This window comes from Stenotrophomonas sp. SMYL41 (assembly GCF_036319965.1).
GTDB lineage: Bacteria > Pseudomonadota > Gammaproteobacteria > Xanthomonadales > Xanthomonadaceae > Stenotrophomonas > Stenotrophomonas maltophilia_R.
Map to the genome: position 1 here is coordinate 15,297 of NZ_JAWIRX010000002.1, position 17,829 is coordinate 33,125.

Genomic DNA, 17,829 nt, shown 5'->3' on the forward strand with positions numbered 1-17,829 from the left:
GGAAAAGAGCGGGTCCGGCGCAGTGGCCGGCCGCACAGTTTACCATTGGTCATCGTCCAGCTCGACCTTTTCCCTGTTCATGTCCCAGTTTCCCGCCGCCACCCGCCTCCGATTCGTTCTGGTCGGTACCCAGCACCCCGGCAACATGGGGGCCGCCGCCCGCGCCCTGAAGACCATGGGCCTGGCCCGCCTGGTGCTGGTCGCCCCCGAGAAACCGCTGGACGAGGAGGCTTTCCGCCGCTCGGCCGGCGCCGAAGACGTGCTGGGGGACGCCCCGGTGGTGGCCACCCTGGCCGAGGCCGTGGCCGATTGCCGCCTGGTGCTGGGCTGCACCGCCCGTGCCCGCCGCGTCCAGCTGGAGGAGTACCTGCCGGCCGATGCCGCCGCCCGTGCAGTGGCCAAGGCCGGCGAAGGGGCCGAGGTGGCGCTGGTGTTCGGCCGTGAGCGCACCGGCCTGACCAACGAGGAACTGCAGCTCTGCCACGCGGCGGTGCATATCCCGTCCGACCCGGAGTTCAGCTCGCTCAACCTGGCTGCCGCGGTGCAGGTGCTGGCCTATGAAACGCGCATGCAGCTTCTGGGCACGCAGCCGGCTGCCGGCGCCGAACCGGGCTTCCGCGAACAGGCGGCCAGCCACGAGCAGATGGAGAGCTTCTTCGCCCAGCTCGGCGACACGTTGGACGAGATCGATTTCCACAAGGGCCGCGCGCCGGAATCGGCGATGCGCAAGCTGCGCCGCCTGTTCCTGCGCAGCGAGCCGAGCGAGCAGGAAGTGCGCCTGCTGCGCGGCATCCTTGCCGACACCCAGCGCATGGCGCGACTGGCACAGGCGGGCAACAAGAACAGCTGACGACGTTCTCATTATTTCGGGTAGTCTGTCTCGATACCCAGGGGGGATGAAGCCTGTGTCGGGTCTGCGAAGGGCAGTGCAGAGGGGACTGCTGAGCCTGGTCATGATCCTGCTGGCCGGGACGGTGCATGCAGCACCGGACCCGGTGCTGGTGCTGGGCCGGATCAGCGATGATCCCAAGGCCCATTACGAACAGCTGCAGCCGTTGCTGGACTATGTGGTGGCACGCATGCACGACGTCGGTATCAAGGAGGGACGGATCCTGATGGCACGCGATCCACAGCAGATGGCCAGCTATCTGCGGCGGGGGCGGGTCGACTGGGTCACGGAAACGTCGGGCACGGCGGTGGCACTGGGCCAGCGCAGTGGCGCACGGCCGCTGCTGCTGACCGAGCGCAATGGCGTGCGCGAGTACCAGACGGTGTTCTTCGTGCGCAGCGACAGTTCGATCCAGCGCGTGCAGGATCTGCGTGGGCACCGCCTGGCGCTGCAGAACACGGCGTCGACCAGTGCCTACCTGGTGCCTGTGATGACGTTGCTGCAGGAGGGGTTGGCGCCGCAGATCCTGGCCGGCGTGTGGGACGTGCCGGGCCGGGACAGCGTGGGGTATGTGTTCGCGCGCAGCGAGTTAAACATCGCTACGTTCGTGCACAAGGGCCTGGTCGAGGTGGGGGCGGTGAGCAGCGTGGACTGGAACGACGAACGACGGATGCCGGCAGCGTTCCGGCGCGATTTCCGCGAGCTGTTGCGCACCGAACCCTACCCGCGTGCGGTGGAGATGGTCCGCGCCGACCTTGACTCACGGGTGCGCGATCGCCTGCAGCAAGTGCTGCTGCAGGCAGCCAGCGACCCGCAGGCACAGGGGGCGTTGCATCGGTTTTTCGGCACTTCCGGTTTCCACCGCGTCGATGCGCATGCGCAGCAGCGGCTGGATGAATTGAAACAAGGATTGACGCGCGTGCGGATGGAAGTGGAATGAAGTGGCTCGGCTCGGGAATGCAGGCCCGGTTCCTGCTCGCGATGGGCGGGGCGATGGTCGTGGTGGTGGCGATCCTGGCGGTGTTGCTGGGGCGTCAGGCGGCAATGCAGGGTGAGGTGCGCAACCTCAGTGGCGGCGTCATCCATGAACTGTTCGACCGCAGTGTGCGCAGCCGCGGCGAGGCAATGGCGCGGGAGCTGTCCGATGCGCTGGCCAACCCGTTGTACTACCGCGACCTGGACCAGGTTGGTGCGCTGGTGCGCAGCACCGCACGGCAGCCGGTCGTGCGCTATGTGCTGGTGTTCGACGAACGTGGCCGGCTGGTGCATGACGGCTCGATCGAGGTGTCCGGATTCGGCCAGCCGATGGCCGACCCGCTGGCGCCCAAGGCCGCAGCGGCGCAGGCGCTGGTGGTGCAGGAATCGCCCAAGGTGCTCGACAACACCATGCCGATCATGGTCGGCAACCAGCGCATCGGCGGCGTCCGCGTCGGCATGGCCCTGGATGAGGTGCAGCAGCGCGAACAGGCAGCCAATGCCACGCTCGGCGAACGCCTGCAGCAGGTCGGCAGCCGCCACCTGGGCTGGTTGCTGCTGATGCTGGGCCTGCTGGTGGTGATCGGCGTGGTGGTGATCCTGTACGTCCAGCGCACCTTGGTTGCGCCGATCCGGGACCTGGCCGCTGCGGCGCGCCGCATCGAAGCGGGAGACTACCAGGCGCCCCTGGCCGAGAATACCCGCGACGACGAGGTCGGCGAGCTGGTGCGCGGTTTTGCCCGGATGCGCGATGCCATCGCCCGCCATGACCGCGAGGTACGGCGCATGGCGTATACCGATGCGCTGACCGGGTTGACCAATCGGTTGGCGTTCCGGGAAGCGCTGGACCATCGCCTGATGGCGGCGCGCGCATCCAACCATCGGCTGGGCCTGCTGTTCGCCGATATCGACGACTTCAAGCGCGTCAACGACACCCTCGGGCATGAGGCAGGTGACGAGGCGCTGTTGCAGTTCGCGCAGCGCATCGGGCGCGCCGTTGCCGAAGCGGGGGGCGATGAGGCACTGTTGGCCCGCTTCGGCGGCGACGAGTTCGTGATCCTGGTCGGTGATGGCGACGTGGCCGCGAATGCGCGGCTGCTGGCCGAGGTGCTGGTGCGCGAACTGGGCAAACCCCTGGTGGTACAGGGCCGCGAGCTGTTCCTGGGCACCTCGATCGGCGTCACCCTGTTCCCCGACGATGCCGCCGATGCGACCACGCTGCTGAAGAACGGCGACATCGCCATGTACCAGGCGAAGATGGCCGGCAAGAACTGCTATCGCTACTACAGCCGGGCGATGGACCATGCGGTCGAGCGCCGCGTGCACATGGAGCAGGAGTTGCGCGGGGCCTGGGAGCGCGGCGAGCTGCGCCTGGCCTACCAGCCGATCTTCCGCATGCGTGATCGCCGCATGATCGGTGTCGAAGTGCTGTTGCGCTGGCAGCATCCGACCCTGGGCACGATTCCGCCGTCGGTGTTCATCGAAGTGGCCGAGCAGAGTGGGCTGATCGAGATCATTGGCCCGAAGGTGCTGCGTGCGGCCTGCATGGAAGCCTCACAGTGGCCACGCGGGGCCGGTGGCGATGATCTGTTCGTGTCGGTGAACGTATCGCCGCGGCAGCTGCGCGGTGGTGAACTGCCGGCGCTGGTTGCGCAGTGCCTGCACGAATCCGGCCTGCCGGCCTCGCGCCTGCACCTGGAGCTGACCGAAACCGCGGTGATCGGCGACGAAATGGTTGCCGCGCAGCTGCTGGACAAGCTGCACCGCACCGGCGTGAAGGTCTGGCTGGACGATTTCGGTACCGGCTTCTCCGGTCTCAGCCATCTGCGCCAGGTACCGGTGGATGGCGTCAAGATCGACAAGAGCTTCGTGGCCGACATGCAGCGCGATCCCGACGACCTCGCCCTGACCACGGCGATCATCGCCATGGCACACGCGTTGGGCATTACCGTGGTGGCCGAAGGCATCGAGCAGCAGGCGCAGTTCGAGCTGCTGGCCCAGCGTGGTTGCGACCTCGGCCAGGGCTACTGGCTGAGCCATCCGGTCACCGCCACCGAAGTGGTGCGGATGATCGAATCGGGCGTCTGACAGAAAAGGGGACGGAGGGAATTAAGTCGCAAATGCATTTGCGACTTAATTCCCTCCGTCCCCTTTTCTGTTACACCGGGCGCTTGCTCGGGTCGCCGGGCAGTTCGCGCACCAGCTTGGGGATCAGGTAACCGGACAGGCGCGCGGTCAGGCCGGCGATCAGCGCCTTCGCCTGTGTGTCGTCCACTTCGAAGTGGGCCACGCCCTCGACCTTGTCCAACTGATGCAGGTAGTAGGGCAGCACGCCGGCGGCGAAGCTGCGTTCGCTCAGGTCCTGCAGGGCCTGCAGGCTGTCGTTGACCCCGCGCAGCAACACCGCCTGGTTCAGCAGCTGCGCGCCGGTGCCGCGCAGGCGCGCCATTGCCGCATCCACGCTGGCGTCGAATTCATTGGCATGGTTGGCATGGACCACGATCGCCAGCGGCCACGGCAGGCTGCCCAGCCAGGAGACCAGCTCCTCGTCCACGCGCTCCGGCAACACGATCGGCAGCCGCGTATGGATGCGCAGGCGGCGGATGTGCGGGATCGCGCGCAGCGCATCGGTCAGCTCGACCAGCTTGTGCGTGGCCAGCGACAGCGGGTCGCCGCCGGACAGGATCACCTCGTCGATATCCGGGTCGGCCGCGATGGCGGCTACGGCCTCCTGCCAGCCGCCCTTGGCGGCGTTCTCCGCGCCATAGTCGAAGTGGCGGCGGAAGCAGTAGCGGCAGTTGATCGCGCAGCTGCCGGTGGCGACCAGCAGGGCGCGGCCACGGTACTTCTGGATGACGCCGGTGGCCTTCTTGGCGGCACCATCGCCCACCGCATCGAAGCTGAACCCGGGCGCCGGGCGCATTTCCTCGTCGATCGGCAGCACCTGGCGCAGCAGCGGGTCGGCCGCATCCCCCACGCGCATGCGCGCCACGAAGCCCTCGGGTACGCGCAGCGCGAACTGGGCCATGGCCGCCTCCGAGACGCCCAGCGCCGCCGGGTCCAGCTGCAGCCGGGCCAGCAGGGCGTGCGGGTCGCGCAGCGCCTGGCGCCAGAGCTGCTGCCAGCGCGCGGGCGCGCCTGGCGACTGGGGCCGGGGGAAGGCGGAAAGCTGCATGGAGAGGGGGCCTGCGGTTATCATGGGGGCAGAAAAACAGTCGCCCACCGGCATCCGGTGGGCTTTCCATTCTAACGGCTCGCCGCACCCGCGGCGTTTTTGCCACTCAGGAGTTTACGCATGGCCAGCTACGGCATGAACGACGTCAAGAACGGGATGAAGATCCTGGTCAACAACCAACCGGCCGTCATCATCGACACCGAATACGTCAAGCCGGGCAAGGGCCAGGCCTTCACCCGCGTGAAGTACCGCCTGATCAAGGACGGCCGTACCCAGGAAGTCACCATGAAGTCGACCGACTCGCTGGATGCAGCCGACGTCGTCGATACCGACATGAACTTCATGTACAGCGATGGCGAGTACTGGCACTTCATGGACCCGGAATCCTTCGAGCAGGTCCAGGCCACCAAGGCCGGCATGGGCGGCGCCGAGAAGTGGCTGAAGGGCGAAGAGTCCTGCGTGGTCACCCTGTGGAACGGTGAGCCGATCTTCGTGCAGCCGCCGAACTTCGTTGAACTGAAGATCACCGAAACCGATCCGGGCGTCCGTGGCGACACCTCGGGCGGCGGCGGCAAGCCTGCCACCCTGGAAACCGGCGCCGTGGTCCGCGTGCCGCTGTTCGTCAACCAGGACGAAGTGATCCGCGTCGACACCCGTTCGGGCGAATACTCCGCACGCGTCAAGTAAGGTTCCAGCCGTAGGCCGACCTTGCTGTAGTGCCGGCCGCTGGCCGGGTACGCGCCATCGCATTCGCGCTGGCGCTCCCATGATCTGCTTCGGCAGATCATGGGCCCCGCTTCACGAGTCTCCAGCCCCCGCCGCTTCGCGGCAGCCCCTGACTCAGGGGCGTGTCCCCCAGAAGTATCTCGCCGCCCCCCAGCCAGTGAGCCCGCATGAGCGATAGCCCGCACCTCCCCGAAGCCTGCGACCTGCTCATCGAAGCCGGTTACGTCGTTCCGATCGAGCCGCATGCGGTGGTGCTGGAAGACCATGCCGTTGCCGTGCGTGGCAGCGAGATCGTGGCCATCCTGCCGCGTGCCGAGGCGCGCGCACGGTTCCGCGCCACCCAGGTGGTCAGCCGTCCCGAGGCTGCGCTGATGCCGGGCCTGGTCAACGCGCACACGCACAACCCGATGACCCTGCTGCGCGGCGTCGCCGACGACCTGCCGCTGATGACCTGGCTGCAGCAGCACATCTGGCCGGTGGAAGCGGCAATGATCGGCCCCGAATTCGTTGCCGACGGCACCACCCTGGCCATCGCCGAGATGCTGCGCGGCGGCACCACCTGCGCCAACGAGAACTACTTCTTCGGCGACGTGCAGGCCGCGGTCTACAAGAAGCACGGCTTCCGCGCGCTGGTCGGCGCGGTCATCATCGATTTCCCCACCGCCTGGGCCAAGACCGACGACGAGTACTTCGCCAAGGCCGGTGAACTGCACGACCAGTGGCGCACCGATCCGCTGATCGGCACCGCGTTCGCGCCGCATGCGCCGTACACCGTCAACGATGCCAACTTCGAGCGGGTGCGGATGCTGTCCGACCAGCTCGACATGCAGGTGCACCTGCACACCCACGAGACCGCGCAGGAAATCAACGATTCGATCAAGCTGCACGGCCAGCGCCCGCTGGCGCGGCTGGACCGGCTCGGCCTGGTCAACGACCGCCTGATCGCGGTGCACATGACCCAGCTGACCGATGCGGAGATCCACCTGTGCGCCGAACGTGGGGTCAGCGTGGTGCATTGCCCGGAATCGAACCTGAAGCTGGCCTCCGGTTTCTGCCCGGCCTGCGCCCTGCAGCGTGCCGGCGTGAACCTGGCGATCGGCACCGACGGCTGCGCCAGCAACAACGACCTGGACATGTTCAGCGAGAACCGCACCGCGGCGATCCTGGCCAAGGCCGTGGCCGACGATGCCACTGCACTGGACGCGGCGACCACGCTGCGCGCGTCCACGCTGGGTGGCGCGCGCGCGCTGGGCTTCGGCGACCGCATCGGCTCGATCGAAGCCGGCAAGCAGGCCGACCTGGTCTGCGTCGACCTGTCCGCGCTGGAAACCCAGCCGCTGCACAACGTGCTGTCGCAGCTGGTGTACGCCACCGGCCGCCAGCAGGTCAGCGACGTCTGGATCGCCGGCAAGCCGAAGCTGGTGCAGCGCGAGCTGGTCGGCATGGACCTGCCGGGCATCATCGCCAACGCGCGCCAGTGGCGCGAGCGCATCCGTCATATCCGCGCCTGAACCCCGGCGCCGCAAGGACTCCCTCATGACTGCCTCCCACGCTTCCTCCAATTTCGATCAGGCCGAGCTGGACAAGTTCGCCGCACTGGCCAACCGCTGGTGGGACGCTGACGGCCCGCAGAAGCCGCTGCATGCGCTGAACCCGGTACGCCTTAAGTACGTGTCCGATCGTGTGCCGCTGCGCGGTGCGCGCGTGCTCGACATCGGCTGCGGTGGCGGCCTGTTGAGTGAGGCACTGGCCCAGGCCGGCGCCGACGTGACTGCCATCGACCTGGCCCCGGAACTGGTCAAGGTCGCACGCCTGCATGCGTTGGAAAGCGGCGCCCAGGTCGACTACCGGGTGCAGGCCGCCGAGGACCTGGCCGCTGAGCAGCCGGGTAGTTTCGATGTTGTCACCTGCATGGAAATGCTCGAGCACGTGCCCGACCCGGGCGCGATCATCGAGGCCTGCAAGCGCCTGCTGAAGCCGGGCGGCCACCTGTTCCTGTCGACCATCAACCGCACTGCCGCTGCCTTCGCGGTGGCCATTGTCGGCGCCGAGTACGTGGCACGGCTGCTGCCCAAGGGCACCCATCATTACCAGGAATTCATCAAGCCGGCCGAGCTGGCGCGCTGGCTGCGCGAGGCCGACATGCAGCTGGTGGATGTCAGCGGCATGGCCTACGAGCCGTGGCGCAACCATGCCCGCCTGAGCAGCCGCACCGACATCAACTACCTGGCTTACGCGGTCAAGCCGGCATGACCGCTTCCCGCTTCCCGCGTGCAGTGCTGTTCGATCTGGACGGCACGCTGCTGGACAGCGCGCCGGACTTCGTCGCTACCTGCGACGCGATGCTGGCCGAGCGTGGACGCGCCCCGGTCGATCCGGCCGCGCTGCGCCCGGTGGTCTCCAAGGGCTCGCGGGCGATGGTCTCGGCTGCCTTCCCGGAACTGGACGGTGCCGCGCGCGATGCGCTGATCCCGGAATTCCTGCAACGCTACGAAGCGTTGATCGGCCAGCACGCGGTGCTGTTCGATGGCGTGGCCGGCATGCTTGCCGCGCTGGATGAGGCCGGTACGGTGTGGGGCATCGTCACCAACAAACCCGAGTACCTGGCGCGCCTGATCCTGCCGCAGCATGGCTGGCAGCAGCGCTGTGCGGTGCTGGTCGGTGGGGACAGCCTGGCCGAGCGCAAGCCACACCCGCTGCCGCTGCTGCACGCTGCGCAGGCCATCGGCATTGCCGCCGGAGACTGCGTGTACGTGGGTGACGACGAGCGCGACATCATTGCCGCGCGCGCCGCGGCCATGCCGTCGGTGGCGGCGCTGTGGGGCTATCGCCTGCACAGCGACGACCCGCTGGCGTGGCAGGCCGACGTGCTGGTCGAGAACGCCGAACTTCTGCAACTGGCCAGTCTGTGGCCGACCCGGCCGGCAGCCCCGGCCCAGCCGTAAGGAATCACGTAGTGAGCAGTACCGCGCTGGACAGTTTCCTCGACAAGTGGCGCAGCCGTTGGCCGGAATGGTCGGTGGCCGCCCCGTTCGTGGCCGAATCGCAACGCGAGCTTGCAGTGGCGTGGTTTGCGCTGCTGCAGGAGTTCGACGACATGCTCAACACCAGCGGCGATCCGCTGCCGGCCGATGCCAAGCTGGCATGGTGGGGCGAGGAGCTGCGCAGCTGGGCGGCGCATCGTTCGCGCCATCCGCTGGGCCGCCTGCTGGAGCCGGTGCGTGCGCCGTGGGCGCAGTTGGCCGAGGCGCTGCCGGATCTGGTTGAAGCGCGCACCGTGGCACTGGATGCGGCCGGAGCCGAGCGTGCGCTGGCCCGCTACGCGGAAGCCGTGGCTTCGGTAGAGGCGGCCTTGTTCGCTGACAAGCCGCGCACCGGCGCCGGTCGCGCAGTGCAGCTGCAGACCTTGGCACAGCGCCTGCAGGATGCCGGCGTGGCCGGTGTGCCGCGCAGCCTGCTGGACGGTGATGCCAGCACGGCCGCGCAGCGCTGGGCACAGCACCTGTTGAAGGGGTGGGGCAGCCGGGTGCCCGGTCCGCGCCCGCGCCGGGTGTGGTCCAGCCTGGCGCGTGCACGGGTGGCGGCACAGGCCGCGGGCAAGCCGATCGAAGCCACGCCGGTGCGCACCCTGTTGCGCGTGTGGTGGGCCGCGCGCGGTTGATCGATTCGGGTGGGTGCGGACCTGGGTCCGCACGCTCCATGAGGTTGTGCCGGCCCAGGTCGGCACCCCCCCAAAGTGCATTGCGCGCGTTACCTGCGCTCCAGCACCAGCAGCGGGTCGATACGGGTATCGAACCAGTTCATGCCCCAGTGCAGGTGTGGCCCGGTGGCACGGCCGGTGGCGCCGACCGCGGCGATCACCTGGCCCTGTTCGACGCGATCGCCAACCTTCACGTCGATGCGCGACAGGTGCAGGAAGTTGGAGCTCACCCCGAAGCCGTGGTCGAGCAGCAGGGTGCCGCCGGTCAGGTACAGGTCCGGGCCGGCGAAGGTGACGATGCCGGCGGCCGGCGCTTTCACCGGCGTACCGGTCGGCACCGCGATGTCCATGCCGGAATGACCGGCACCGGGCTGTCCGTTGTACACGCGTGCGTTGCCGAAGCGGCCGCTGATGCGGCCCTGCACTGGCCAGATGAAGGTCTGGGTGAAGTCGGTACGGTCGTCATCGCGGGCTCGCGCGGCAGTTACCTGCGCCTGTTCGCGCTTGATCCGCTCGGCAATCGCCGGCGGCGGGTTGACCGTCTTCGGCGGCACGCCGTTGACCCGCTCGGTGGGCCAGTCGCGTGGCGTCACCGCAATGGTCGCGGTCTCGCTGCCACCATCGGGGCGTTGCACCTGCACGCGCAGCGGGCCCCTCTCGTCGCGGCCGATGCCGAACACCACGCTGCCGTAGCCGCTCACCCGCAGCTGCCGGCCGGCGTATTGCACGCGGCTGCCGGCGGGCACCTTGCCGATCACCAGTGCGCCCTGCGACGCACTGGCCGGGAACACCACGCGGCTGTCGATCAGGCTGCCGATGCCATCCTGTGCCAGTGCCGACGATGCGGTGAACAGGGGCGCGGCCAGCAGCAGCGCCCCGATCATCAGGGCCGAGCGCATCAGCGATCGTAGGTCATGCGCTGGCCGGCGGGCTCGCCCACCAGCTTGCTGCCGTCCCACACCTGCTGGCCGTTGACCCAGGTGGAGGCGATGCGCGAACGGAAGGTGGTGCCTTCAAACGGCGACCAACCGCACTTGGACAGCACGTCCTCGCGCTTGACGGTGAACGGCACGTCCTCGACCAGCACCAGATCGGCGAAATAGCCCTCGCGCAGGAAGCCGCGCTCTTCGACGTCGAACAGCTGTGCCGGGGCGTGGGCGAACTTCTGCACCACCTGCTCGCGGGTCAGCTTGCCTTCGTGCACGCGCTCCAGCGCGGCGACCAGCGCGTACTGCACCAGCGGCAGGCCCGACGGCGCCTGCGCGTAGGGCTTCTGCTTCTCTTCCCAGGTATGCGGCGCGTGGTCGGTGGCCAGCACGTCCAGCACGTCATCGGCCAGCGCGGCGGTGATCGCCTCGCGGTCGGACACCTCCTTGATCGCCGGGTTGCATTTGATCAGGTTGCCCTTGGTCGCATAGTCCGGGCGCGCGAAGTGCAGGAAGTGCACGCAGGTTTCGGCGGTGATCTGCTTGCGGCTGCCATCGGCGCGGATCAGCGGGCCCTTCTCGAACAGCGCCAGCTCATCGGCAGTGGAGATGTGCAGCACGTGGAGGCGGGTGCCGTGCTTGCGGGCCAGCGACATCGCCAGGCGGGTCGACTTGATGCAGGCTTCGCGCGAACGGATGTCCGGGTGCATGTCCGGGGTCAGCGCATCGCCGTACTTTTCCTGGAAGGCCTTCAGGTTGGCATCGATCATCGGCGTGTCTTCGCAGTGCGTGATGATCGGGGTCGGGCATTCGCGGAAGATCGCATCCAGCGTTTCCGGGTTGTCGACCAGCATGTTGCCGGTCGAAGCACCCATGAACACCTTCACGCCCGGCGCCTTCTTCGGGTCCAGCGCACGGATGGCGTCCAGGTTGTCATTGCTGGCGCCGTGGTAGAAGCCGTAGTTGGCCCAGGCGCGGCCGCGCGCCAGCTCGTACTTGGCTTCCAGGATGGTCGAATCCAGCGTCGGCGGATTGGTGTTGGGCATGTCCATGAAGCTGGTCAGGCCACCGGCCACGGCCGCGGCCGATTCGCTGGCGATGTCGCCCTTGTGGGTCAGGCCCGGTTCGCGGAAGTGCACCTGGTCGTCGATCATGCCCGGAAGCAACCAGCGTCCGGCTGCGTCCACCACCTGCTCGCCGTCGCGCGGCGCCAGCCCACTGCCGATCTGCGCGATGCGGCCGTTCTCGATGCGCAGGTCGCCGTCGAAGGTGCGGCCTTCGTTGACCATGCGGGCGTTGGTGATGAGGGTGGAGGACATGTCAGTGTTTTCCTGTGCAACGGCAAGAGGGGGCGTTGGGGGACTCGGGCACGGGATCGAAGCCGCCGGGATGGAACGGGTGGCAGCGGCCCAGCCTGCGCGCAGCCAGCCAGCTGCCGCGCAGTGGCCCGTGTCGCGAGATGGCGTCCATCGCGTATTCAGAACAGCTCGGCACGAAACGGCAGCGTGGCCCCAGCAAGGGGCTGATGAAGCGCTTGTAGAAGCGCAGCAGGGCGATGAGCAGGCGCGAGATCACCCAGTCATCTTATGCCAGTTGGCATGAAGGCCGCATTTGTGCAGGATGGGCCGTTGGTCGCATGTCGCCGATGGCCTGCGACCGGTACCAGCGCCTTCGGGTGCTGGCCAGGTTCCGTACCGCGCAAGGCGGTCCGTGTTCGTCGGACCGCCCCTTGGGCGCCTTGACTCCAGGACTGAATGGAGCAGGGTGCCGAGGTTGCTGCTGCGGGTCGGGTAGGCTATAAAGGCCCGCTTTCCCGGGCCCCGGGGAATCCAAGGAAGAGCGTTTCGTGGCTGCTAAAAAAACTGCAAAGAAGGCCGCAACGGCCGCCAAGAAAACCGCCAAGCCTGTTGTGAAGAAGTTGGCGGCAAAGCCCGTTGCCAAGAAACCGGCCAGCAAGCCGGCGACCAAGGCAGCGTCCTCGCAACCGGCGGCCAGGAAGGCCACCGCAAAGAAAACGCCGGTCAAGGCAACCAAGCCTGTGGCGAAGAAGGCCGCTGCGCCCGCCAAGGCCAAGCCTGCCGCTGCCAGCAAGAAGGCGCCGGTGGTGAAAAAGGCTGCCAGCAAGGCCGCGCCGGTGAAGAAGGCCGCCGCCAAGCCGGTGGCGAAGAAGGCAGCAGCCAAACCGTCGCCGAAGGTGGTGGTGAAGAAGGCTGCAGCCAAGCCCGTCGCCAAGCCGGCGGCAAAGAAGGTCGCTGCGGCCAAGCCGGTCGCCACGCCTGCCGCTGTAAAGAAAGTCACCAAGAATGTTGCCGCGCCGGCCGTAAAGCCGACCCCGGCCCCCGTAGTGAAGTCCGCACCGAAGCCGGCTGCCAAGCCGGCTCCGGCCAAGCCTGTCCCGGCCAAGACCGTGGCAGTGGCAGCAGCCCAACCGGCCCCCAAGCCGGCTCCGGCCGCTGCTCCTGCCGCTTCGAAGGCCCCGCAATCCAAGAATCCCGTGCCCGTTTCGAAATCGCCTGCCAAAACCGCCGTGAAATCCGATTCCGCCCCGAAGACCGTGTCGCGCCCTGTCGGCAAGGTTGCCGTGGCCGTCGCCGCCCGTTCGGCGGCACCGGCCCCGCGCAGCAAGTACAAGGTGGTCGAATACAAGACCGACGAGGCCACTGGCCGCCCGATCCTGCCGGCTGGCTACAAGCCGTCCTCGGAAGAGGAATACATGAGCCCGCTGCAGCAGGAATACTTCCGCCAGCGCCTGCAGAACTGGCGCGCGGACCTGGTGGAAGAATCCAAGCAGACCATCGAGAACCTGCGCGAGGAAGTGCGTGACATCGGTGACGAAGCCGAGCGCGCGACCCGCGAGACCGAGAACTCGCTGGAACTGCGTACCCGCGACCGCTATCGCAAGCTGATCGGCAAGATCGACAGCACCCTGAAGCGCCTGGAAGCCGGCGACTACGGCTACTGCGTCGACACCGGCGAAGAAATCGGCCTGGAGCGCCTGGAAGCGCGCCTGACCGCCGAGCGCACCATCGACGCCCAGGAGCGTTGGGAGCACCTGCAGAAGCAGCAGGGCGACTGATTCCAGGTCGTTGTATGGTCATGCAAAAAACCCGGCCCCGGCCGGGTTTTTTGTTGGGTGGTGGTTGGCTGGGTAGAACGGCGCCTTCCGGGTATCGGGGGGAGCCTGCGTGCGCCGCGCCGGCTCGCGGATGGCGGAGCGTTTCTTTGGGTTACTTTCTTTTCGCGAAAAGAAAGTGACAAACCCAATCGTCGAGGGAGAGCAACGGCCCCGGCCAAACGCCCGGCGCCGCCGAATCCGCTGTTCGCGGCGTCACTGCAGGTCGCGAAGATTCAACTTCCGCAGCGTCGGGTTCTTCCACGCCGTGATCCCGGCCACGCTCAGCACCGCGAACCCGCCCAGCACCACCGCCGGCACCAGGCCGAGCAGCTTCGCCATCGTGCCGGCATAGAACGCGCCCAGTTCGTTGGACGAACTGATGAAGATGCCGTTGATCGACGACACCCGGCCGCGCATTTCTTCCGGCGTGGCCAGCTGCAGGATGGTCGAGCGGATCACCACGGATACGCCATCAAAGGCGCCGTAGAACAGCAGGATCAGCGCCGACAGCCAGAAGTGCTGCGACAATCCGAAGCCGATCACGCACAGGCCGAAGCCGGCCACCGCGAACAGCAGCACGCGGCCGGCATTGCGGTGCAGCGGGTGGCGGGCCAGCCACAGGCCCACGCAGACCGAGCCCAGCGCCGGCATTGCACGCAGGATGCCCAGGCCTTCCGGGCCGTGGTGCAGGATCTCGTGCAGGAATGCGGGCAGCATCGCCACCACGCCGCCGAGCAGTACCGAGAACATGTCCAGCGCCATCGCCCCGACCATGATCCGGTTGCCGACCACGAAGCGTGCGCCTTCAGCGATGCTCTTGAAAATCGGGGCGGCCGGGCCGGTATGTACCGGTTCTTCCACCTTCAGCGTGGCCAGGCAGGCCATCGCCACCAATGCGAAAACGGTGGCCACGGCATAGGACAGGCCCTTGCCGCCGAAGCCCACCAGTACGCCGCCCAGTGCCGGGCCGGCGATCATGCCGGCCTGGAACACCACCGCGCCCAGGCCGGCGCCGCGTGCGAACTGGTCACGTGCCAGCACGCGGGCGAACAGGGCGTTGTAGATCGGTGACAGGAAGGCGCGGACCATGCCGGTCAGCGCGATGGCTGCGTAGATCGGCCACACGCCGTCGATCGGCAGCCAGCCCATGGCCACGCTGGTCAATACCAGCGCGGTGGCGATCAGTCCGCAACAGGCAACCATGCCCAGCCGGCGGCGCGGCAGGTGATCCACCAGGTAACCGGCGAACGGCGCCACGCAGAAGAACGGCAGCACCTCGGCCAGGCCGATCAGGCCCAGCGAGAACGGATTGCGGGTGACTTCGTAGATGTGCCAGCCGACGGTGACCGCGACCACCTGGTAGGACAGCATCGCGAAGATGCGGTACGCCAGCAGCCTGGCGAAACCGGGCCGGGACAGCAGGCCCAGCGCGCTGTCTTCGGCCGTGGCAGGTTCGCTCACGACGGGTCGCGCTGCAGCTGCGCCTGCGCGGTCTCGCGGATGAAGGCCAGCATCGCCGCCACGCCGTTGCTGCGGGTGGGCGAGAGGTGGCGGGCCAGGCCGATGTCCTGGATGTAGCTCGATTCGGTGTCCAGGATCTCCTGCGCCGAGCGCCCGGAGTACACGCGCAGGGCCAGGAAGATCAGGCCGGAGACGATGGCCGAATCACTGATGGCGTGGAAGCGCAGCGACTGCGCATTGCCTTCCGGCACGATCCAGACCATCGACTGGCAACCGAGCAGGCGATGCTCTTCGGTCTTCCATTCTTCCGGGAAGGCCGGCAGCTTCCGGCCGAGGTCGATCAGGTACTGGTAGCGCTCGGACCAGTCGCCGAAGAAGCCGAATTCCTCGGCGATGGCGGCCTGGGCCTCGGCGGCGGTGGGTTCAAGCGGGAACGGGGAGTCGGTCACAGCAGTCTCTACGGTGGGGCGTGGCCGGCGCACCGGCCACGGGGCAGGGCGGGTCAGCCGCGCTTGCGCGACCAGCGCACGCCCTGCGGAGTATCTTCCAGCACGATGCCTTCGGCGGCCAGTTGATCGCGGATGGCGTCGGAACGGGCGAAATCGCGGGCCTGCTTGGCAGCGGCGCGTTCGTCGATCAGGCCCTGGATGCGGGCATCGTCACCGTCATCACTGGCCGCGGTGCCGAACCACTGCGCCGGATCGGCCTGCAGCAGGCCCAGCGCCAGGCCGGCGCCGAGGAGTTCACCCTTCAGGCGTGCCTGCTCGGCCGGGTCGGTGGCACGACGCGCGTCGGCGGCGATGCGGGCCACTTCGGCCAGCGCCTGCGGAGTGTTCAGGTCGTCGTCCAGGGTCGCCTCGACCGTAGCCGGGATGGCCACGACCGCCTCGACCGATGCCAGTTCGCGCAGGGTGCCGTACAGGCGGTCCAGGGTGCGCACCGACTGTTCGATCAGGCCATCGGACCAGTCCAGCGGCTGCCGGTAGTGGGCCGACAGCAGGGCCAGGCGCAGCGCTTCGGGCGGGTGCTGGCGCACCAGGTCATGCACGCGCTCGATGTTGCCCAGCGACTTGCTCATCTTGGCGCCACCGAAGTTGAGCATGCCGTTGTGCAGCCAGAAGCGGGCGAAGATCTTGCCGCCGTGGGCGCATTCGCTCTGCGCGATCTCGTTCTCGTGGTGCGGGAACTGCAGGTCGACGCCACCAGCGTGGATGTCGATGGTCTCGCCCAGGTGGGCAGCAGCCATCGCCGAGCATTCGATGTGCCAGCCGGGGCGGCCACGACCCCACGGCGATTCCCAGCCGGGCAGGTCGTCGCCGGATGGTTTCCACAGCACGAAATCGCCCGGGTCGCGCTTGTACGGGGCCACGTCGACGCGGGCACCGGCCAGCATCTCGTCCGGGTCGCGGCGCGAGAGCTTGCCGTAGCCGTCGAAGCTGGCCACCGCGAACAGCACGTGGCCTTCGGCCGCATAGGCATGTCCGTTGGCGATCAGCTGCTCGATCATGGTGATGATCTGCGGCATGTGCGCGGTCACTTCCGGCTCGATGTCCGGCGGCACGACGCCCAGCGCGGCCATGTCTTCACGGTAGGCGGCGGCGAACTTGTCGGTGATGGTGCTGATCGGCACGCCCTGCTCACGCGCGGCGGTGTTGATCTTGTCGTCCACGTCGGTGATGTTGCGGGCGTAACGCAGTGCGCCGAAGCGGCGGCGCAGCAGGTCGGCCAGCACCCCGAACACCACCGGGCCACGGGCGTTGCCGATGTGCACGTAGTTGTAGACCGTCGGGCCGCACACATACAGGGTCGGACAGGCCGGATCGAGCGGGGTGAACGGTTCGAGCTGGCGAGTCAGGTTGTTGTGCAGGCGCAGGGTCATGGGGCTGTGGCTGGGGGACAAGCCTGCGATTTTAGAACGTGTCGGCCCCGTTTGGGGGCACCTGTTGCCACCGGTGGACGCGGGTCCACCCAAGGTGGGGTGGGCAGGAGCGGCGTGGACGGGTAATGTTCAGCCCCTTGCGCTCGTCACTGCCTACACTATTGCCGTGTCCTTGCTCCCATCGCCAATGAAATCCACCGCGTTGCTGACCCTGGCCTGCCTGTCGGCGCTGCCCGCCGTGGTGCTGGCGCAGGAGGCCGAGCCCCGCAACCGGGTGGTGATCGTGGAGAACGTGAAGTTCGACTATGCCCAGGTGCTGAACGTCGAGCCGGTGTTCCAGACCCTGCGCGCGACCCGCACCGAGGAGCATTGCGAGCCGGTCTCGACCCGGACCCTGGCCCCGGTGAACGTGACCGGCGAGGAGCCGGTCGAGGACAAGGGCCGGATCAGCCGCTTCTGGGACTCGGTGCGCTCGATGTTCAAGCGCAGCGACGAGGAGGCCGTTGAGGAGACCGGAGCCGAGACGCCGGCCCCGGCGCCGGCCAGCAATGGCCCGATGCTGACCCGCGACTGCCGCATCGTGCCGGTGGGGCGTGAATTCCGCCGCCCCATCGCCTACGACGTGGATTACGTCTACAAGGGCACCAAGTACCGCTCGCGGCTGCCGGAAGACCCTGGCAACCGGCTCAAGATCCGGGTGTCGATCACCCCCTGGGTCGGCCCCGAGCAGGGCACTGCCAGCAATCCCTGATTCTGGGACCCCGGCCCCTTGCGCAGGCCCCGGCCGCATGCAAAGATGGTCGACCATGAAGCTCACCGACTTCCAGCACGACAGCAGCGCAGCCCGACAGGCGTCGGGCATGACCTCGCGTGCGCGTCGACCGGAACCCCACATCCTCGCTGGGTAACCGGAGCTTTTTGCTGTTCGTCCGAAAAAAACCCAGCCCGCCGGCTGGGTTTTTTCGTTTTCGCGTTCTGAAAGC

General features: G+C 67.8%; 17 protein-coding genes. 10 read left to right on the forward strand and 7 right to left on the reverse strand.

Annotated features, from left to right (window positions below):
• Window positions 1-79 precede the first annotated feature (79 nt).
• The 3 genes from V3B30_RS02470 (at window position 80) to V3B30_RS02480 (ending at window position 3,952) form a co-directional block, all read left to right on the forward strand.
• Window positions 80-850, forward strand: coding sequence for an RNA methyltransferase (locus tag V3B30_RS02470; RefSeq protein ID WP_100473411.1), 771 nt, complete (start codon window positions 80-82; stop codon window positions 848-850).
• Between the two features lie 103 nt (window positions 851-953).
• On the forward strand, window positions 954-1,829 hold the full coding sequence (locus V3B30_RS02475; RefSeq protein WP_262082748.1) for a phosphate/phosphite/phosphonate ABC transporter substrate-binding protein: 876 nt from the start codon (window positions 954-956) through the stop codon (window positions 1,827-1,829).
• Window positions 1,826-3,952, forward strand: coding sequence for an EAL domain-containing protein (locus tag V3B30_RS02480; protein WP_100473409.1), 2,127 nt, complete (start codon window positions 1,826-1,828; stop codon window positions 3,950-3,952). Before V3B30_RS02475 ends, V3B30_RS02480 begins: the two co-directional genes overlap by 4 nt.
• Before the next feature lie 70 nt (window positions 3,953-4,022).
• On the opposite strand, the gene epmB is transcribed toward V3B30_RS02480, so the two are convergent.
• Window positions 4,023-5,063, reverse strand: a complete 1,041-nt coding sequence (gene epmB, locus V3B30_RS02485) for an EF-P beta-lysylation protein EpmB (RefSeq protein ID WP_262082747.1) — start codon at window positions 5,061-5,063, stop codon at window positions 4,023-4,025.
• Between the two features lie 96 nt (window positions 5,064-5,159).
• Between epmB and efp the strand changes: the two genes are divergently transcribed.
• The 5 genes from efp (at window position 5,160) to V3B30_RS02510 (ending at window position 9,426) form a co-directional block, all read left to right on the forward strand.
• Window positions 5,160-5,726 (forward strand): elongation factor P, encoded by a 567-nt coding sequence (gene efp / locus V3B30_RS02490; RefSeq protein WP_005410381.1) that lies wholly within the window; start codon window positions 5,160-5,162, stop codon window positions 5,724-5,726.
• 206 nt (window positions 5,727-5,932) lie between these two features.
• The gene (locus V3B30_RS02495) at window positions 5,933-7,276 is read left to right on the forward strand and encodes a TRZ/ATZ family hydrolase (RefSeq protein ID WP_262082746.1); all 1,344 of its coding nucleotides are present in this window, start codon (window positions 5,933-5,935) and stop codon (window positions 7,274-7,276) included.
• Window positions 7,277-7,301: 25 nt separating this feature from the next.
• Entirely contained in the window at window positions 7,302-8,018 is a 717-nt protein-coding gene (gene ubiG, locus V3B30_RS02500) for a bifunctional 2-polyprenyl-6-hydroxyphenol methylase/3-demethylubiquinol 3-O-methyltransferase UbiG (RefSeq protein ID WP_262082745.1), read from the forward strand.
• On the forward strand, window positions 8,015-8,710 hold the full coding sequence (locus V3B30_RS02505) for a phosphoglycolate phosphatase (protein ID WP_262082744.1): 696 nt from the start codon (window positions 8,015-8,017) through the stop codon (window positions 8,708-8,710). The genes ubiG and V3B30_RS02505 overlap by 4 nt, the downstream gene beginning before the upstream one ends.
• Window positions 8,711-8,721: 11 nt before the next feature.
• The gene (locus tag V3B30_RS02510) at window positions 8,722-9,426 is read left to right on the forward strand and encodes a squalene/phytoene synthase family protein (RefSeq protein ID WP_100473404.1); all 705 of its coding nucleotides are present in this window, start codon (window positions 8,722-8,724) and stop codon (window positions 9,424-9,426) included.
• Window positions 9,427-9,515: 89 nt separating this feature from the next.
• Here the strand turns inward: V3B30_RS02510 and V3B30_RS02515 are convergent, their stop codons facing one another.
• Genes V3B30_RS02515 through yidD form a run of 3 tightly spaced genes read right to left on the reverse strand, consistent with a single transcriptional unit; the run spans window position 9,516 to window position 11,966 of the window.
• Window positions 9,516-10,364 carry a M23 family metallopeptidase gene (locus V3B30_RS02515; RefSeq protein WP_162292085.1) on the reverse strand — a complete coding sequence of 283 codons (849 nt, stop codon included), beginning with the start codon at window positions 10,362-10,364 and terminating at the stop codon, window positions 9,516-9,518.
• The gene (locus V3B30_RS02520; protein WP_049442773.1) at window positions 10,364-11,710 is read right to left on the reverse strand and encodes a dihydroorotase; all 1,347 of its coding nucleotides are present in this window, start codon (window positions 11,708-11,710) and stop codon (window positions 10,364-10,366) included. Before V3B30_RS02520 ends, V3B30_RS02515 begins: the two co-directional genes overlap by 1 nt.
• A 1-nt stretch (window position 11,711) precedes the next feature.
• On the reverse strand, window positions 11,712-11,966 hold the full coding sequence (gene yidD / locus V3B30_RS02525; RefSeq protein WP_014037867.1) for a membrane protein insertion efficiency factor YidD: 255 nt from the start codon (window positions 11,964-11,966) through the stop codon (window positions 11,712-11,714).
• Window positions 11,967-12,237: 271 nt separating this feature from the next.
• Between yidD and dksA the strand changes: the two genes are divergently transcribed.
• On the forward strand, window positions 12,238-13,467 hold the full coding sequence (gene dksA / locus V3B30_RS02530) for an RNA polymerase-binding protein DksA (protein ID WP_100473402.1): 1,230 nt from the start codon (window positions 12,238-12,240) through the stop codon (window positions 13,465-13,467).
• Between the two features lie 252 nt (window positions 13,468-13,719).
• On the opposite strand, the gene V3B30_RS02535 is transcribed toward dksA, so the two are convergent.
• Genes V3B30_RS02535 through cysS form a run of 3 tightly spaced genes read right to left on the reverse strand, consistent with a single transcriptional unit; the run spans window position 13,720 to window position 16,846 of the window.
• Complete coding sequence (locus V3B30_RS02535; RefSeq protein ID WP_100473401.1) at window positions 13,720-14,967, reverse strand: MFS transporter; 1,248 nt, start codon at window positions 14,965-14,967, stop codon at window positions 13,720-13,722.
• Complete coding sequence (locus V3B30_RS02540) at window positions 14,964-15,416, reverse strand: SufE family protein (protein ID WP_262082743.1); 453 nt, start codon at window positions 15,414-15,416, stop codon at window positions 14,964-14,966. Before V3B30_RS02540 ends, V3B30_RS02535 begins: the two co-directional genes overlap by 4 nt.
• Before the next feature lie 53 nt (window positions 15,417-15,469).
• Window positions 15,470-16,846 carry a cysteine--tRNA ligase gene (gene cysS, locus V3B30_RS02545; protein ID WP_262082742.1) on the reverse strand — a complete coding sequence of 459 codons (1,377 nt, stop codon included), beginning with the start codon at window positions 16,844-16,846 and terminating at the stop codon, window positions 15,470-15,472.
• Window positions 16,847-17,033: 187 nt separating this feature from the next.
• Here cysS and V3B30_RS02550 point away from each other — a divergent pair, with 187 nt between their 5' ends.
• Window positions 17,034-17,597 carry a hypothetical protein gene (locus V3B30_RS02550; RefSeq protein ID WP_100473399.1) on the forward strand — a complete coding sequence of 188 codons (564 nt, stop codon included), beginning with the start codon at window positions 17,034-17,036 and terminating at the stop codon, window positions 17,595-17,597.
• Window positions 17,598-17,829: the final 232 nt, after the last annotated feature.

Bases quoted from the DNA above. Each gene is read 5' to 3' on its own strand.
- ubiG (WP_262082745.1), top strand. From the start codon at position 7,302: ATGACTGCCTCCCACGCTTCCTCCAATTTCGATCAGGCCGAGCTGGAC.
- V3B30_RS02505 (WP_262082744.1), top strand. From the start codon at position 8,015: ATGACCGCTTCCCGCTTCCCGCGTGCAGTGCTGTTCGATCTGGACGGC.
- epmB (WP_262082747.1), bottom strand. From the start codon at position 5,063: ATGATAACCGCAGGCCCCCTCTCCATGCAGCTTTCCGCCTTCCCCCGG.
- V3B30_RS02480 (WP_100473409.1), top strand. From the start codon at position 1,826: ATGAAGTGGCTCGGCTCGGGAATGCAGGCCCGGTTCCTGCTCGCGATG.
- V3B30_RS02470 (WP_100473411.1), top strand. From the start codon at position 80: ATGTCCCAGTTTCCCGCCGCCACCCGCCTCCGATTCGTTCTGGTCGGT.
- V3B30_RS02495 (WP_262082746.1), top strand. From the start codon at position 5,933: ATGAGCGATAGCCCGCACCTCCCCGAAGCCTGCGACCTGCTCATCGAA.
- V3B30_RS02550 (WP_100473399.1), top strand. From the start codon at position 17,034: ATGAAATCCACCGCGTTGCTGACCCTGGCCTGCCTGTCGGCGCTGCCC.
- V3B30_RS02475 (WP_262082748.1), top strand. From the start codon at position 954: ATGATCCTGCTGGCCGGGACGGTGCATGCAGCACCGGACCCGGTGCTG.
- efp (WP_005410381.1), top strand. From the start codon at position 5,160: ATGGCCAGCTACGGCATGAACGACGTCAAGAACGGGATGAAGATCCTG.
- V3B30_RS02515 (WP_162292085.1), bottom strand. From the start codon at position 10,364: ATGCGCTCGGCCCTGATGATCGGGGCGCTGCTGCTGGCCGCGCCCCTG.
- V3B30_RS02520 (WP_049442773.1), bottom strand. From the start codon at position 11,710: ATGTCCTCCACCCTCATCACCAACGCCCGCATGGTCAACGAAGGCCGC.
- cysS (WP_262082742.1), bottom strand. From the start codon at position 16,846: ATGACCCTGCGCCTGCACAACAACCTGACTCGCCAGCTCGAACCGTTC.